Source organism: Streptococcus periodonticum (assembly GCF_003963555.1).
Lineage (GTDB): Bacteria > Bacillota > Bacilli > Lactobacillales > Streptococcaceae > Streptococcus > Streptococcus anginosus.
In genome coordinates, this window is record NZ_CP034543.1 from 689,570 (window position 1) to 705,215 (window position 15,646).

The 15,646-nt window shown below is 40.2% G+C and carries 16 protein-coding genes and 1 pseudogene; 15 read left to right on the forward strand and 2 right to left on the reverse strand.

The window, feature by feature from the left end:
- The 6 genes from EHW89_RS03325 (at nt 1) to EHW89_RS03350 (ending at nt 3,549) form a co-directional block, all read left to right on the forward strand.
- Entirely contained in the window at nt 1-273 is a 273-nt protein-coding gene (locus EHW89_RS03325) for a PspC domain-containing protein (RefSeq protein ID WP_025271868.1), read from the forward strand.
- Between the two features lie 50 nt (nt 274-323).
- Complete coding sequence (locus EHW89_RS03330) at nt 324-845, forward strand: NUDIX hydrolase (RefSeq protein WP_003034911.1); 522 nt, start codon at nt 324-326, stop codon at nt 843-845.
- A gap of 117 nt (nt 846-962) precedes the next feature.
- Nucleotides 963-1,895 (forward strand): HPr(Ser) kinase/phosphatase, encoded by a 933-nt coding sequence (gene hprK / locus EHW89_RS03335; protein ID WP_126466679.1) that lies wholly within the window; start codon nt 963-965, stop codon nt 1,893-1,895.
- Complete coding sequence (lgt, locus tag EHW89_RS03340; RefSeq protein ID WP_003025115.1) at nt 1,888-2,661, forward strand: prolipoprotein diacylglyceryl transferase; 774 nt, start codon at nt 1,888-1,890, stop codon at nt 2,659-2,661. The genes hprK and lgt overlap by 8 nt, the downstream gene beginning before the upstream one ends.
- 18 nt (nt 2,662-2,679) lie before the next feature.
- On the forward strand, nt 2,680-3,063 hold the full coding sequence (locus EHW89_RS03345) for a DUF948 domain-containing protein (RefSeq protein WP_003027608.1): 384 nt from the start codon (nt 2,680-2,682) through the stop codon (nt 3,061-3,063).
- Between the two features lie 15 nt (nt 3,064-3,078).
- The gene (locus EHW89_RS03350) at nt 3,079-3,549 is read left to right on the forward strand and encodes a YtxH domain-containing protein (RefSeq protein WP_049508158.1); all 471 of its coding nucleotides are present in this window, start codon (nt 3,079-3,081) and stop codon (nt 3,547-3,549) included.
- 97 nt (nt 3,550-3,646) lie between these two features.
- On the opposite strand, the gene EHW89_RS03355 is transcribed toward EHW89_RS03350, so the two are convergent.
- Nucleotides 3,647-3,940 carry a DUF3270 domain-containing protein gene (locus EHW89_RS03355; RefSeq protein WP_003034955.1) on the reverse strand — a complete coding sequence of 98 codons (294 nt, stop codon included), beginning with the start codon at nt 3,938-3,940 and terminating at the stop codon, nt 3,647-3,649.
- A gap of 138 nt (nt 3,941-4,078) precedes the next feature.
- Between EHW89_RS03355 and EHW89_RS03360 the strand changes: the two genes are divergently transcribed.
- The 9 genes and pseudogenes from EHW89_RS03360 (at nt 4,079) to EHW89_RS03400 (ending at nt 15,363) form a co-directional block, all read left to right on the forward strand.
- Nucleotides 4,079-5,008: a peptidase U32 family protein gene (locus tag EHW89_RS03360; protein ID WP_126466680.1), complete on the forward strand. Its 930-nt coding sequence runs from the start codon at nt 4,079-4,081 to the stop codon at nt 5,006-5,008.
- Nucleotides 5,009-5,138: 130 nt separating this feature from the next.
- The gene (locus EHW89_RS03365; RefSeq protein WP_126466681.1) at nt 5,139-6,425 is read left to right on the forward strand and encodes a peptidase U32 family protein; all 1,287 of its coding nucleotides are present in this window, start codon (nt 5,139-5,141) and stop codon (nt 6,423-6,425) included.
- Nucleotides 6,426-7,122: 697 nt separating this feature from the next.
- The gene (locus EHW89_RS03370; protein ID WP_117644590.1) at nt 7,123-8,784 is read left to right on the forward strand and encodes a ribonuclease J; all 1,662 of its coding nucleotides are present in this window, start codon (nt 7,123-7,125) and stop codon (nt 8,782-8,784) included.
- A gap of 102 nt (nt 8,785-8,886) precedes the next feature.
- Complete coding sequence (locus tag EHW89_RS03375) at nt 8,887-9,678, forward strand: alpha/beta hydrolase (protein ID WP_126466682.1); 792 nt, start codon at nt 8,887-8,889, stop codon at nt 9,676-9,678.
- Nucleotides 9,679-9,822: 144 nt separating this feature from the next.
- Nucleotides 9,823-10,527, forward strand: a pseudogene (locus tag EHW89_RS03380) (matrixin family metalloprotease).
- A gap of 1 nt (nt 10,528) precedes the next feature.
- Nucleotides 10,529-10,894, forward strand: coding sequence for a hypothetical protein (locus EHW89_RS03385; protein ID WP_126466683.1), 366 nt, complete (start codon nt 10,529-10,531; stop codon nt 10,892-10,894).
- Nucleotides 10,895-10,968: 74 nt separating this feature from the next.
- Nucleotides 10,969-12,864, forward strand: coding sequence for an ABC-F family ATP-binding cassette domain-containing protein (locus EHW89_RS03390; protein WP_126466684.1), 1,896 nt, complete (start codon nt 10,969-10,971; stop codon nt 12,862-12,864).
- A gap of 375 nt (nt 12,865-13,239) precedes the next feature.
- Nucleotides 13,240-14,103 (forward strand): Rgg family transcriptional regulator, encoded by an 864-nt coding sequence (locus EHW89_RS03395; RefSeq protein ID WP_126466685.1) that lies wholly within the window; start codon nt 13,240-13,242, stop codon nt 14,101-14,103.
- Nucleotides 14,104-14,181: 78 nt separating this feature from the next.
- The gene (locus tag EHW89_RS03400; RefSeq protein ID WP_126466686.1) at nt 14,182-15,363 is read left to right on the forward strand and encodes an MFS transporter; all 1,182 of its coding nucleotides are present in this window, start codon (nt 14,182-14,184) and stop codon (nt 15,361-15,363) included.
- Between the two features lie 17 nt (nt 15,364-15,380).
- Here EHW89_RS03400 and EHW89_RS03405 read toward each other — a convergent pair whose 3' ends face one another.
- On the reverse strand, nt 15,381-15,638 hold the full coding sequence (locus tag EHW89_RS03405) for a LapA family protein (RefSeq protein ID WP_006267878.1): 258 nt from the start codon (nt 15,636-15,638) through the stop codon (nt 15,381-15,383).
- Between the last annotated feature and the right edge of the window lie 8 nt (nt 15,639-15,646).

The window sequence follows — 15,646 nt, forward strand, 5'->3', positions numbered from 1 at the left end:
ATGAAAACAAAATTTTATAAATTACGCCGAAATAGCGCTGTATCAGGAGTCTTGGCTGGTTTGTCGGACAAATTTGGTTTAGATGTAGGGCTTGTTCGCTTTTTATTCGTTTTATTTACCATTTCTAATTTGGGCTTAGGGATTATCATCTACATCATTTTATCATCTGTGATGCCTTACAAGGAAGACGTAGAAGAAGAAATGTATGGAACAGGACCTCGTAAGCGCAAAGAAGCAGAAGCAATCAAAGAAGATGACGGCTGGTTTTGGTGAGTGTGTTGGAGCAAGCGTTTGGTTATATATGCTAGAAAGGAGTTCGGACAATGGACTCCTTTATTTTGGGAGGAGGAGAAATGGAATATTGGGATGCTTATAATGAGCAAAGAGAGCGACAAGGAGATTTTCTAAAGAGAGGTCAACCAATTGCGGAAGGGCAGTATCACCTTTGTGTCAATGTCTTCGTTCGCCATATAGATGGAGAATTTCTCCTGATGCACCGCAGTCCAAAAAAAGAAATTCATCCTAATTATTATGAGTTTGGTGCAGGAGGGAGTGTGTTGGCTGGTGAAGATAGCATGACCGCAGCCTATCGTGAATTGCAGGAAGAAACTGGGCTGATTCCTAGAAAAATACAACTGATTGAGCAGACGACTTCACCTAAAGATCACTGCCATTTTGATTTTTATGAGGCAATCGTCACAGAGAAAGACGTGAAATATCAAGAAGGTGAAACGGATAGCCACATCTGGCTGAAACCTAGTGAACTCCGTTATTTTATGAATCGTTATCCTTTATTTCAAAATCAAAAACAAATTGTAGAAAAAATGCTCCAGTCAGAGAAGTAGTAAATGCTATATATTATATATGGTTGCATCCATTTTCTTTGCAAAATCAAGGATGAAACTCTCCTTTAATCTCAAAATTTGCTATAATAGAAAAAGAAACTATCAAAGGGGAAGAATATGACTGTAAAGATCAAAGATCTATTAAAAAAAGTCAGGTTAAATGTGGTTTATGGCGACGAGGAAATGTTGGAAAGAGAAATTACGACCTCTGATATTTCCCGCCCAGGACTTGAAATGACAGGTTATTTTGACTATTACACCCCAGAGCGTATCCAGCTAATGGGCATGAAAGAATGGTCTTACTTGATGAAGATGACGTCCCATAATCGCTATCAGGTTTTACGGAAAATGTTTGAACGAGACACTGTTATGATTGTGGCGCGTGATTTGAAAATTCCTGATGAGATGTTAAAGGCTGCAAAGGAAAATGAAATTGTTGTTCTCAGCAGTCACACCCCAACGAGTCGTTTATCCGGTGAGATTTCAAGTTATTTGGATTCGCGTTTGGCTGAGCGAACCAGTATTCATGGGGTTTTAATGGATATTTACGGAATGGGTGTCTTGATTCAAGGAGATAGTGGAATCGGAAAAAGCGAAACTGGTTTAGAACTGGTGAAACGGGGACATCGTTTAGTTGCGGATGACCGCGTAGATATCTACGCAAAAGATGAAATGACTCTCTGGGGCGAGCCAGCGGAAATTTTGCGCCATTTACTTGAAATACGCGGTGTTGGGATTATTGATGTCATGAGCCTTTATGGAGCTAGTGCTGTCAAGGATTCATCACAGGTTCAATTGGCTGTTTATCTGGAAAATTATGATGTCAATAAAACATTTGACCGTTTGGGAAATAATGGTGAAGAGTTTGAAGTATCAGGTGTGTCCATTCCAAGGATTCGTATTCCTGTGAAAACGGGTCGCAACATTTCGGTGGTGATTGAAGCAGCAGCGATGAATTACCGTGCTAAAGAGATGGGCTTTGATGCCACGAAGACTTTTGAGGAACGCTTGACCAATCTCATTAGTGAGAATGAGGTGTCTCATGATTAATCCAATTGCATTTAAAATAGGACCTCTAAGTATTCGCTGGTATGCGATTTGTATTGTAACAGGTTTAGTTTTAGCTGTTTATCTGGCTATGCGTGAAGCGCCGCGAAAGAAAATCATTCCAGATGACATTCTTGATTTTATCCTCATTGCGTTTCCCTTAGCAATCGTTGGAGCTCGCATTTATTATGTCATTTTTGATTGGGGCTATTATGCTAAAAATCCTGCTGAGATTTTTGCCATTTGGCACGGAGGAATTGCTATCTATGGCGGTTTAATTACCGGAGCGATTGTCTTATATTTTTTCTCACAGAGAAAGCTTATCAATACGCTAGACTTTTTAGATATTGCCGTTCCAGGAGTGATGATTGCCCAAAGTCTTGGGCGCTGGGGAAATTTCTTCAATCAAGAGGCTTACGGAGCGGTTGTTAAAAGTCTAAATTACTTACCAAGTTTTATGCGCAACCAAATGTACATTGATGGTCATTACCGACAACCAACTTTTCTTTATGAGTCGGTTTGGAATTTGTTAGGATTTGCTTTAGTGATGGTTGCGAGAAGAAAGAAAAATTTCCTCAAACGTGGGGAAATGACTGGATTTTATCTTATTTGGTATGGAATAGGTCGCATGGTGATTGAAGGTATGCGAACAGATAGTCTCATGTTTGCGGGCTTGCGTGTGTCACAATGGTTGTCTGCTGTTCTAGTGGTTGCAGGAATCATTCTCGTCATTTACCAACGCAGAAAAAAAGATACCCCTTATTATTAAAAAGTTAGGAGAAGAAAAATGCTTGAAATTGCTTATAGTCTAGTTGCCCTCGCTTTGATTGCTTTGATTGTTTATACGATTTTTTTGGTTAGGAAAATCTCAAATGTCGTTGATGAAACAGAAAAAACAATTCAGGTGTTGACGACAGATGTCAATGTGACACTTTATCAAACCAATGAATTGTTAACGAAAGTGAATGTTTTAGCAGATGATATTAATGGAAAAATGACAACCATTGACCCGCTTTTCACTGCAGTTGCAGATTTATCTGAGTCCGTTTCGGATTTGAATGATTCTGCTCGTCATTTGAGCAAAAAAGCTGCTGCAGCAGGAAAAAATAGTGTCAAAGCTGGTGCAACTTTATCGGCTTTACGTATGGTTACTAAACTATTTAAAAAATAAGAAAGAAGGTTTATTATGGGTAAATTTTCATCTATCCTTTTAGGAACAATCTCTGGTGCGGCTGCAGCGGTATTTCTCACAAGTAAAAAAGGAAAAGAAGTGACAGCTAAGGTTTCTGATTTCATGAATGAGGTCAAAGAAAATCCAGATGATTTTAAAGATCAAGTAGTACAAAAAGCCAATCATTTCTCTAATCAAGCTGCAGAAGCAGTCAACCAAGCCAAAGAAAAGGTTGAGAGCGGAGAAATTACAGGTGAAACAATTCTTGACTCTGTGAAAGAAGCAACGAAACAAGTAGTTGACTTCTCACAAGAGAAATTTCAAGAATGGAAAGAAAAAATGGAGTCAGAAGGGATTTCACCAGAAGAATTTAAAAAATCTGCTCCTGAATCAGCAGAAAATGAGCCTACTTCCGAGGATATTGTCATTGATTTGACAGAAGAAAACCAAGAATCGGAAAATGAAGACAAAAAAATTGAGGACTAGCACCTCAATTTTTTTAACTTTTTAACATCGATTTTACATCACAACGAATCACAATAAAAACAGTGCCTTTGAAAAAGCAGGCACTTCAATCCCAAAACTATTTATTTCTTTTCCGACGAATAAATGCTTGCTGCATTTTAATGCAGACTAAACTAACACCAATTGCTAAAGTAAAAGCTAAGAAAGTGTTTACTTTAATAGACAGGAATAAAAAGCTAAATAAAGCTGTCAAGATACAAAATGTAGCAATATTCACGAAAAATAGTAATTCTTTCAGGTTTGGATTCGTTTTTGCTTCAGGAATGTAATCTTGATAAAGGGGATATTGTTCTTGCTCTAGTTCTGGATAGGTGTAGTCCTCTTGATAGGACTGATATTTTCTTGCGGTCATGTTCTCTCTCCTTACAGTACTCTCTTATTTTATCATGATTTTAATTAGATAAATATTACATAACGGTTACAAAAAGGCTAAAAATGCTTTTCAAATTAAAAAATAGAAGAGAAATCAAAAATATGTTATAATTTTGCTATGAAAAAGATTATCATTACAGCGACAGCTGAGAGCGTTGAACAAGTAAAAGAGCTTTTAGAAGCAGGCGTAGATCGCATTTATGTTGGTGAAAAGGAGTATGGTCTTCGGTTACCCCATACTTTTTCTTATGATGAATTGCGGCAGATTGCAGCCCTTGTACATGAGGCAGACAAAAAGTTGACAGTTGCTGTCAATGCTTTGATGCATCAGGAAATGATGAATAAAATCAAGCCATTTCTTGATTTTTTAGTGGATATTCAGGCGGATTATATTACTGTGGGAGATGCCGGTGTTTTTTATGTGTTAAAACGCGACGGTTATCCGTTTAAGACGATTTATGATGCTTCGACTATGGTTGCTAGCGGTCGTCAAGTGAACTTCTGGGGGCAAAAAGCTGGCGCTTCTGAGGCAGTTCTAGCGCGTGAAATCCCATCTGCTGAACTATTTAAAATGCAAAATATTTTAGAAATTCCTGTTGAGATTTTGGTTTATGGTGCTAGCGTCATTCATCACTCTAAGCGTCCACTTTTGCAAAATTATTATAATTTCACTCATATTGATGACGAAAAGAGTCGTGAGCGTGATTTATTCCTTGCAGAGCCGAGTGACCCAGATAGCCATTATTCTATTTTTGAGGACAATCATGGGACGCATATTTTTGCAAATAATGATTTGGATATGATGACGAAACTTGGAGAGTTGGTAGAACATGGCTTTACACATTGGAAATTAGAAGGCATTTACACGCCAGGACACAATTTTGTTGAAATTGCCAAACTCTTTGTGCAAGCGCGTGAGCTGATTGAGACCAATCAATTTACACATGATCAGGCTTTCCTTTTGGATGAGCAGATTCATCAATTGCATCCCAAAAATCGTTTCTTGGATACTGGATTTTATGAATATGATCCAGACCAGGTGAAATAAGGAATACAGGTGGTCGCGAGTTGTGACTGCTTGTTTAACATTCACAATCTGCTACCTTTAGTTTGCTTTCAAGCCCTTTTTGCTATAAAATAAAAAGGCTAAGTATTAGAATATGGAAAAGAGCGAGAATATGACAAAAACTTTGAAAAGACCAGAAGTTCTGGCGCCTGCTGGAACGTTGGAAAAATTAAAAGTCGCCATTCGCTATGGAGCGGATGCTGTCTACATTGGCGGACAAGCTTATGGTTTGCGCAGTCGTGCTGGAAATTTTACGTTTGAAGAAATGGAAGAGGGTGTTCAATTTGCTCGTGAACATGGCGCAAAAGTCTATGTGGCTGCGAACATGGTAACCCACGAAGGCAATGAAGAAGGAGCTGGGGAATGGTTCCGCACTTTGCGGGATATTGGCATTTCTGCCGTTATCGTATCTGACCCAGCTTTGATTGCCATTGCTTGTACAGAAGCGCCAGGTTTGGAAGTACACTTGTCAACACAAGCTAGCGCAACAAACTATGAAACCCTGGAATTTTGGAAAGATTTGGGGTTGACACGTGTCGTTTTGGCGCGTGAGGTTTCTATGGAAGAACTAGCAGAAATCCGCAAACACACCGATGTGGAGATTGAAGCTTTTGTTCATGGTGCTATGTGCATTTCTTACTCAGGGCGCTGTACTTTATCTAATCATATGAGCATGCGGGATGCCAATCGTGGGGGCTGCTCTCAATCTTGCCGCTGGAAATATGACCTTTACGATATGCCCTTTGGACAAGAGCGCAAGAGCTTAAAAGGCGAAATTCCAGAAGAATTTTCTATGTCGGCTGTGGATATGTCCATGATTGACCATATTCCAGATATGATTGAAAATGGAGTAGACAGCTTGAAAATTGAAGGACGCATGAAGTCTATTCACTATGTATCTACTGTTTCAAATTGTTACAAGGCGGCAGTAGATGCTTATCTTGAAAGTCCTGAAAAGTTTGAAGCAATCAAGCAAGATTTAGTAGATGAAATGTGGAAAGTTGCGCAACGTGAGTTGGCGACAGGATTTTATTATCATACACCGACTGAAAATGAGCAGCTTTTTGGAGCACGCCGCAAAATTCCGCAATATAAATTTGTGGCAGAAGTGGTGGCTTATGACCCTGATACGCAAACAGCGACTATTCGGCAACGAAATGTCATCAATGAGGGCGACCCAGTTGAATTTTATGGTCCTGGTTTCCGTCATTTTGATGCAGTCATTACAGATTTACACGATTCAAATGGAAATAAAATTGATCGGGCTCCTAATCCGATGGAACTGTTGACGATTTCCTTGCCACATCCAGTTTATCCAGGTGATATGGTACGTAGTCGTAAAGAAGGTTTGATAAATCTTTATAAAGAAGACGGCACAAGTGTCACAGTACGGGCATAAAAATCCACATTGAGAAGAGGTTTGAATGGTTAATTCTACCTCTTTTCATTTGTACAAAATATTTTAAAAAAATAAATGTAAACGCTTGCTTTTTTAAAAAAGAAGGTGTACAATATAATTAAAGAAAGATAAGAAAGGGCTGATTCCAATGGGTATCGGAACGTTCATATTTTAAATCGTTTATGATGTATTAGTTTCTATTTGCTAATTGTTTTTCTTAATTGGAGGTATTTGATAAATATTTCTGAAGATGTCATGTAGTGGTTTGTAGAATTGCATCGCGTATAAAGAACGCAAAGTAAGAATAAATAAGAATGTTATTTGATGCAGTCGGTAGAAGCTTTTTAATGATTTTCACGCTTTGGTATAAAACCACTATTGTTTTAGATGAAAAAACTTGTTTTTGATATATTGTGGACAAGAAAATCATTCTTTAATAAAATAACGATGGAATCATCATAAGAATCTCTTTTCAGATAATTACTTTCTGAAAGTCTATCTATCACTTATTAGCAAATAGAGACGGCTCCTAGCTTTCTGTAGGTATACAGTAACTAGGAGTTTTTTGTATGCTCTGTTCTTTGAAAAAAATCATGAAAAGTAGTATAATAAATTGGATATGCAAAAGATTTGCAAAACTGTAATTCGACTTGGGATTCCAAGGACCGTTAGTAAAAAAATTTGAAAAGGAGAATCAATGAGCAATATTAAATTGATTGCTTTAGGTGGCGTACGTGAGAATGGGAAAAATCTTTACATCGCTGAAGTGGATGAATCTATTTTCGTCCTGGATGTCGGATTAAAATATCCAGAAAATGAACAGCTTGGTGTGGATTTTGTCATTCCCAATATGGACTATTTGTTTGAAAATAAGGACCGTATTGCAGGGGTCTTTTTGACACACGGGCATGCGGATGCAATTGGTGCCTTGCCTTATTTATTGGCTGAAACGAAAGTCCCTGTATTTGGCTCAGAATTGACGATTGAGTTGGCTAAGTTATTTGTCAAAGGAAATGATACGGTCAAAAAGTTCAATGATTTTCATGTGATTGATGAAGACACAGAGATTGATTTTGGTGGTACGGTTGTATCTTTCTTTAAAACAACGCACTCTATTCCAGAGAGTTTAGGGATTGTTTTGAAAACGTCTGAAGGCAATATTGTTTACACAGGTGATTTCAAGTTCGACCAAACGGCTAGTCAGTCTTATGCAACAGATTTTGCTCGCTTGGCGGAAATTGGTCGTGAAGGCGTTCTAGCTCTTCTTAGTGATTCTGCAAATGCGGATAGTACGATTCAAGTGGCAAGTGAGAGCGAAGTTGCAAAAGAAATTAGCAATACGATTGGTGATTGGGAAGGGCGCGTGATTGTTGCGGCGGTTGCAAGCAATCTTTCTCGTATTCAACAGGTTTTTGAAGCTGCTGCTAGGACAGGTCGTCGTGTTGTGCTGACGGGGTTTGACATTGAAAATATCGTTCGTACTGCTATTCGCTTGAAGAAATTATCACTCGTGGACGAACGTTTGCTAATCAAGCCAAAAGAAATGTCCAAGTTTGAAGATCATGAGTTGATTATTTTGGAAACTGGGCGTATGGGTGAGCCAATCAATGGCTTGCGCAAGATGTCTATCGGACGTCACCGTTATGTAGAAATCAAAGAAGGCGATTTGGTTTATATTGTTACAACACCGTCTATCGCAAAAGAAGCCTTGGTGGCACGTGTAGAAAACATGATTTACCAAGCAGGTGGTGTTGTTAAATTGATTACGCAAGATTTGCGGGTGTCTGGTCATGGAAATGAGCGCGATTTGCAATTGATGTTAAACCTCTTGCAGCCGAAATTCTTGTTCCCAATTCAAGGAGAATATCGTGAATTAGCAGCGCATGCTAAAGCTGCAATGGCAATTGGTATGTTGCCAGAAAACATTTTTATTCCAAAACGCGGTAGCATTATGGAATATGAAAAAGGAGATTTCTTACTTGCTGGTGCAGTCCCTGCTGGCGATGTCATGATTGACGGAAATGCGATTGGTGATGTAGGGAATATCGTTCTTCGTGACCGTAAAGTTCTGTCTGAAGACGGTATCTTTATCGTCGCCATTACGGTGAACCGTCGTGACAAGAAGATTATTTCCAAAGCTAAGGTTCATACGCGTGGATTTGTTTATGTCAAGAAAAGCCGTGATATTTTGCGTGAAAGTTCTGACTTAATCAATAAAACAGTGGAAGATTATCTTGCAAAAGATAATTTTGACTGGGGTGAACTGAAGGGAGCTGTGCGTGATAATCTTGCGAAATATCTCTTTGAGCAAACCAAACGTCGTCCAGCAATTTTACCTGTTGTAATGGAAGTGCGTTAAGAAAATAAATAAGTAAGTACATTTAACCTATAGTAACAAAAATAGTGGGGTCAGGACGTTTGTTCCAACCCCTTTCTTACATTTATATGAAAAGGAGAAAAAATGGCATTTTTTGAAATAGAATATCATTCAGCAGTACTAGAAATGGAGCGTCGTGTCAATGTCATATATCCTGATGCGGATGCAGTAGCTCCCGGTCAGGTAGCAGATACGGATATTCCCGTTCTTTACCTTTTGCACGGCATGGGCGGCAATGAAAATTCGTGGCGCAAACGGACGAATATTGAGCGTTTACTGCGCTATACAAATTTAATTGTCATTATGCCATCAACAGATCTTGCTTGGTACACCAACACTGCTTATGGGTTGAATTATTATGATGCCATAGCAAAAGAATTGCCTGAGGTTATGCAGCGATTCTTCCCCAATATGAGTCGGAAACGGGAGAAAACATTTATTGCAGGCCTGTCGATGGGAGGTTATGGAGCTTATAAAATAGCCTTGACGACAGATCGATTCTCTTATGCAGGGTCATTTTCAGGTGCTATTGGGCTCGGTTTGGATGATGTGGATATAGAGGAACTTCCAGGCGGAACGCTTAACTATTGGCAAGGTGTGTTTGGCGATTTGAAAGCAGCTGATGTTAAGCGACATTTTTTGACGACAATGGCAAAGAAGTCAGATAAAAAGACTAAATTTTACGCTTGGTGTGGGGAGCAAGATTTTCTCTATCAAGCAAATGAAGTAGCTGTTAAACAATTGCGCGAATGTAGCTTAGATATCACCTATCATCATAATCTGGGAAAGCACGAGTGGTATTACTGGGAAAAACAATTAGAGGAATTTCTGAAATGGCTGCCGATTGATTTTGAAGTAGAAGAGCGCTTATCCTAAAGTTGCTTGAGAGATGCCCTTTTTGACAGAAATTTACATTTTTTTGTCAATATTTTATTCTTTCTTTTACAGTTCTCTATGTTAAGAAATTTTTAAGCGAATCTCATTATACTTACTCTTTACATTTGAGATTAGGAGGGAAGTATGAGGTTTATATTTCGAATATTTTCGGCGCTGTTGCGCTTGATATGACGTTTAGTTTATAGCCTTGCATTGACAGTACTCATTTTTGTGGGAATATTGTATGTCATTAGTCCTTCTAAAAGCAATTTTTCGACAACACTTCAGCAAGATGTCAGTCAAATTTACCGATATGTAAGTGGTCAAGACAGTCAACTAGGCCTTGGACAAAATGTAAAAGACCTGACCAAACAGTTATCGGACAATCATGTTCACCAAACTTCTGGTGCACGCTGGGACACAGCGAGTGCTACGATTTATATTGATACACAAGACGAGACATTTCGCTCAGCTTATCAGGAAGCCATTCGTACTTGGAATCAGACAGGGGCTTTTACTTTTCAGATTGTAAATGATAAAAATCAAGCCAATATTGTGGCTACAGAGATGAATAGTAGTACTGTTAGTGCCGCAGGTGAGGCAGAATCCAAAACCAATTTGCTGACCAAGCGTTTTACAAATGTAACTGTTCGACTAAATCGTTATTATCTATTAAACAGTCAATATAGCTACTCTTATGAGCGAATCGTAAACACAGCAGAGCATGAACTGGGACATGCGATTGGATTGGAACACAATGAAGAAAAATCTGTTATGCAATCTGCTGGCTCGTTTTATGATATTCAAGCAGTAGATGTTCAAGCAGTAAAGGAGTTGTATCAAGCATAAAATGATAAGAAATATGTTTAAAATCATCAGACGTTTCCCAGAGCAGGTTTTCTTGTTTGTCTTTAATTCCAGCATTTTTGCCTGGCTTTGGCAAAGTGGTTCTGATATTGCCGATCGTATCGGTGTGACAGCTGCATGGCAAGAACATGTTCCGACACCCATTCAGAATTTCTTTGGTCAAAGCAGTCAAGCTGTTCAAGGCTTTTTCAATCATTCAGCCGTGATGTGGTTGATTGGTTCGATGATGATCCTTTGGGTGATTCGTTTTGTAAAAGGAATCATCAAATTAGGGCTTTTTGCTTTGATTATTCTATTAGGTGTTTACCTTGTGATGCAAAATCAAGAAATTTTAAGTAGTTTTAAATGAAAATGCGGTCAAAATGAACCGCATTTTTGTTTTCTAAGATAGCAGTTAGGATAGGAATCTGCTATAATAGGTTTATGATTATTTTACAAGCAAATAAGATTGAACGCTCTTTTGCAGGAGAGGTTCTTTTTGATAATATCAACCTGCAGGTGGATGAGGGTGACCGGATTGCCCTAGTCGGTAAAAATGGAGCTGGAAAGTCAACCCTGCTCAAGATTTTAGTGGGTGAGGAAGAGCCTACTTCTGGTCAAATCAATAAAAAACGAGATCTTTCCCTGTCCTATCTGGCTCAGGACAGCCGCTTTGAGTCGGAGAATACCATTTACGATGAAATGCTGCATGTTTTTGATGATTTACGTCAGCAGGAGCAACGATTGCGACAGATGGAGCTGTCTATGGGGGATTTGACTGGGACGGATCTGGAAAAACTGATGACAGATTATGACCGCTTGTCAGAGGATTTACGTCAGGCAGGCGGCTTTACCTATGAGGCAGATATTCGTGCGATTCTTAATGGTTTCAAGTTTGATGAGTCCATGTGGCAGATGAAGATAGAGGAGCTTTCGGGCGGGCAGAATACTCGGCTGGCTCTTGCGAAAATGCTACTGGAAAAGCCGGATTTATTGGTACTGGATGAGCCGACTAACCACTTAGATATAGAGACGATTGCTTGGCTAGAGAACTACTTGAGCAACTATAGCGGGGCTCTCATCATCGTCAGTCACGACCGTTATTTTCTAGACAAGGTAGCTACTGTGACGCTGGACTTGACCCAGCATTCGCTGGATCGCTATGTGGGAAATTACTCTAGTTTTGTTCAGCAAAAGGAGCAGAAACTCTTGACAGAGGCCAAGAATTATGAAAAGCAGCAGAAGGAAATTGCTGCTTTGGAGGATTTTGTTAATCGCAATCTAGTTCGGGCATCTACAACCAAGCGCGCTCAATCCAGACGCAAACAGCTAGAAAAAATGGAGCGTCTTGACAAGCCAGACAGAGGCAGTCGTTCTGCTAATATGACCTTTCGCTCGGCTAAGCCTTCTGGAAATGTCGTTCTGACTGTAGAAGATGCGGCTATCGGTTATGATAACCAAGTGTTATCCGAGCCTATCAATCTGGATATTCGCAAATTTAACGCAGTAGCTATTGTTGGACCAAATGGTATTGGCAAAACAACTCTTATCAAGTCCATTGTGGGACAAATTCCTTTTATCCGTGGTCAGGAGCATCTGGGGGCAAATGTGGAGCTGGGCTACTATGACCAGACTCAAAGCCGATTGACACCGAGCAATTCAGTCTTAGACGAGCTTTGGAATGATTTTAAACTAACGCCAGAAGTGGAAATTCGCAATCGTCTGGGTGCCTTTCTCTTTTCAGGCGATGATGTCAAAAAGTCTGTCAGCATGCTGTCAGGTGGGGAACGAGCACGGCTTTTACTGGCTAAGCTGTCTATGGAAAACAAGAATTTTCTGGTGCTGGATGAGCCAACCAACCACCTAGATATTGATAGTAAAGAGGTGTTGGAGAATGCCTTGATTGATTTTGACGGCACTCTGCTCTTTGTCAGTCATGACCGCTACTTTATCAACCGAGTTGCCACGCAGATTATCGAGCTTTCTGATACTGGCTCCACTCTTTATCTGGGCGATTATGACTATTATCTGGAGAAAAAAGCAGAGCTGGAAGCTTTGCAGGAGGAGACAGAGCAGGCTAGTCCTGACAAAACTGCCCCTGCCAATGACTATCAGCTTCAAAAGGAAAACCAGAAAGAACAGCGCCGGCTGGCCCGCCGCTTAGAGCAATTGGAAGCGCAAATCGAAGACTTGGACAGCCAGATCAGTCAGCTTCAGGAAGCCATGCAGGCCACTAATGACGCCGGCGAACTCATGGAGAGCCAGCAGCAAATCGACCAGCTGACAGCCGCCCAAGAAGAAGTCCTGCTAGAATGGGAAGAACTGGCGGATAAGGTGTGAGAAGGAAAAAGAACCTGTGCAAGAATGCCTGGTTTCCTTTGGAAATGAGTTTCCCAGAGCTCGAAATACTTAATTTCACATGTGAAATCAGTCCCAAAAGGGCAAAACCCGAATTTTTACATGTGGAATTTCTGATTTTGTGGCAAAAAGGAAGATTCTTCATGAAAGATTTTTTCCCTGAGAGCAAGACCCGAACTTTTTATTTTCTGACGAGTTCTTTTTGTGGAATTTGCCTTTTCCGATTTTCAGCCGATAAGATTTTGACGAAATGAGACTCTTCCGAAAGTAGAATCCGAACAAAGGGGCTGGAAGGTAGTTTTGAAAGAAGCGACTAGGGAGCAGAACAGCAATTAAAGGAATTGAAGTGGTAAACAAATGGAAAATTTAGGCAAAGTTTTTCGCGATTTTCGTTTAAATGGACAGTATTCTTTGAAGGAAGCGGCGGGCCAGGTCTGCTCGACCTCTCAGCTGTCTCGTTTTGAGCTGGGTGAGTCGGACATGACCCTCTCGAAATTTTTAGATCTATTGGATAATATTCATGTGACCCTTGAAAATTTTATGGACAAGGCTCGGAATTTCCAGCAGCATGAGCATGTGGCCATGATGGGTCAGATTATCCCTCTTTACTACTCAAATGACATCAAGGGATTTCAAGACTTGCAAGCGGAGCAGTTGAAAAAAGCCCAAGCTAGTAGTGTTCCTCTCTACTATGAGCTGAATTGGATTTTGATGCAGGGCTTGATTTGCCAGCGGGACAGTCAGTTTTACATGCGACAAGAGGATTTGGATAAGGTGGCCGACTATCTCTTCCAAGTGGAAGACTGGACCATGTACGAGTTCATCCTCTTTGGAAATCTCTATAGCTTCTATGATGTGGACTACGTCTACCGTCTGGGCAAGGAAGTCATGGAGCGGGAGGACTATTACAAAGAAATTGGTCGCCATAAGAAATTAGTCTTGATTATAGCGCTCAATTGTTACCAGCATTGTTTGGAAAGTTGTTCTTTTGATAAGGCTAGTTATTTTGAGGCTTACGTAGAGAAGATTATTGGCAAGGGCATCAAACTCTATGAACGCAATGTCTTCCTCTATCTCAAGGGTTTTTCGGCTTATCAGAAGGGACAGAAGAAGCAGGGAATCAAGCAAATGCAGGAAGCCATGCATATCTTTGAAGTGCTGGGACTACCTGAGCAAGTCGCCTATTATCAAGAGCATTTCCATAAGTTTGTAAAAGTATGATTTCCCAAATATGGGAAAAATAAAGGACCTCCCTCTATTCCTGATACAATAGTTTCAGAAATGGAAGGAGGTATTTTTATGAATCGTCATGCAGTGCAGCTGATTACACGGGCTGCTATCAATAAAATCGGAAACATGCTTTATGACTATGGAAACAGCATCTGGCTTGCTTCTTTGGGAGCTCTGGGACAGACGGTCTTGGGCATTTATCAGATATCAGAGCTAGTCACTTCCATCTTATTCAATCCTTTGGGTGGGGCTATTACGGATCGCTTTTCCAGACGTAAGGTACTGATGACAACGGACTTAATTTGTGCCGGGCTTTGTCTGCTGATTTCTTTTATCTCTAATAATCAGCTGATGATTGGAGCGCTGATTTTTGCCAATGTGGTTCAGGCTATAGCCTTTGCCTTTTCTCGGCCAGCTAATAAGTCCTACATCACTGAAATTGTGGACAAGGAAGACATTGTGGCCTACAATTCTCATCTGGAGCTGGCCTTGCAGGTTATCAGTGTCTCAGCTCCAGTTTTGTCTTTTATCGTGATGCAGTATGCAAATCTGCGCATCACTCTTCAGCTGGATGCCCTTAGCTTCTTTCTGGCTTTTGCCTTGGTTTACTTTCTGCCTAATCATGAGCCAAGCAAGCAGAAGTCTCCCATCAATCTTGGAAATATCCTGAGAGATATCAAGGAAGGTTTAGTTTATATCCGTCAGCAAAAAGAAATTTTCTTTTTGCTCTTGGTAGCTTCCGCAGTCAACTTTTTCTTTGCAGCCTTTAATTATCTATTGCCTTTTACTAATCAGCTCTACGGAAAGACCGGCTCTTATGCAAGCATTCTGAGTTTGGGAGCTGTAGGCTCAATCGTTGGAGCTATTCTAGCTAGCAAGGTTAAGGCTAGTATGGGAAATCTTCTTGTAGCCCTGTTATTGACAGGTGTCGGAGTAGCAGTCATGGGCGTCTCTGCCTTGCTACCGGTTCATCCATATTTCTCCTATTCTGGTAATCTAATCTGCGAGCTCTTTATGACTGTTTTCAATATTCATTTCTTCAGCCAGGTTCAGACCAAGGTGGAGCAGCAGTATCTAGGCCGTGTTTTCTCGACTATTTACACGCTGGCAATTCTTTTCATGCCACCTGCGACTTTCCTGATGACCCTTCTGCCAAGTGTCCACACCCTTTCCTTTCTTTTGATTGGTCTGGGTGTGATGGGACTGGCTTTTCTTTCCTATATCTGTCAAAAGAGAATACAAAAAAACTAGGCTGGAGTGATTCCAGCCTAGTTTTCTGTATGGGAATTTTTAAGTGCTTCTTTGGTTTTCTTAAGCTCTTTTTTCAGCGAGAAGTTTTTCAGCATGCTGATGAGAAAGGTCGTGACAGAGCCTAGGAGCACTGAGACCAAAATCAATATGATTAAGGGAAGTTTGAAGCTAAATAGGATAAAGCTAACATTGACACTCTGCATATTGGCCAAGGAAATACTGGCAACCAATAGAATGGTAATTAAAAGCAAAATATAGTGCAATTTTTCTTTCATAGTGATTC